At 39.6% G+C, this 560-nt stretch carries 1 protein-coding gene; it reads right to left on the reverse strand.

Annotated elements, in window-relative coordinates:
* A partial coding sequence (locus tag AB4496_RS29120; protein ID WP_372133597.1) for a tetratricopeptide repeat protein occupies nucleotides 1-503 on the reverse strand: 503 nt, incomplete at its 3' end.
* Nucleotides 504-560 lie beyond the last annotated feature (57 nt).

Below are 560 nucleotides of genomic sequence, written 5' to 3' on the forward strand. Positions count from 1 at the left end.
GTAATGCATTGCATTCGTTTTTTCCAAGTTCTATCAAGGTCTTTTGCATAAAGCAGAATGGCTCGCTGGTAACTTTTGATTTTCTTACTCTCAGTGGTTGATAACAATAACTTAATTAGTAACGCCGTTGCTTCTTTGTGTCGTTCTAAGTTGTACAAACACATGGCATAGAACGGCTGTACTTCCAGTGAATCAGGGTATTCAGCCATGGTTCGCTCAAAATACTCTAACGCTTCAGTGTATTTACCCAAACTGCGATAAGTACTCGCCAACCCAAACAGAGCATCAAAACGTTCAGTTATGGAAAGATCCCCTTCCAATGCAAGATGATAATGTATAAGCGCTTGCTTCTCTTTGCCTTCATTATCATAAGACCAAGCCATGTATAAATTTGCTTTGGCTGCATATTGACTGTCATCCAATAGCGTACGCAGCAAAAGCCGAGACGCATGATAATTTCCGGCCTCTCTAAGATTTATGGCTTCGTGGATAATGGTTTCCATGTGCATCTCCTCTATAATTGACTAATAGAATGAAATTTATTTACACTCTGTGCTAAC

Source organism: Vibrio sp. 10N.222.46.A1 (assembly GCF_041473595.1).
GTDB classification, from domain to species: Bacteria; Pseudomonadota; Gammaproteobacteria; order Enterobacterales; family Vibrionaceae; genus Vibrio; species Vibrio tasmaniensis_A.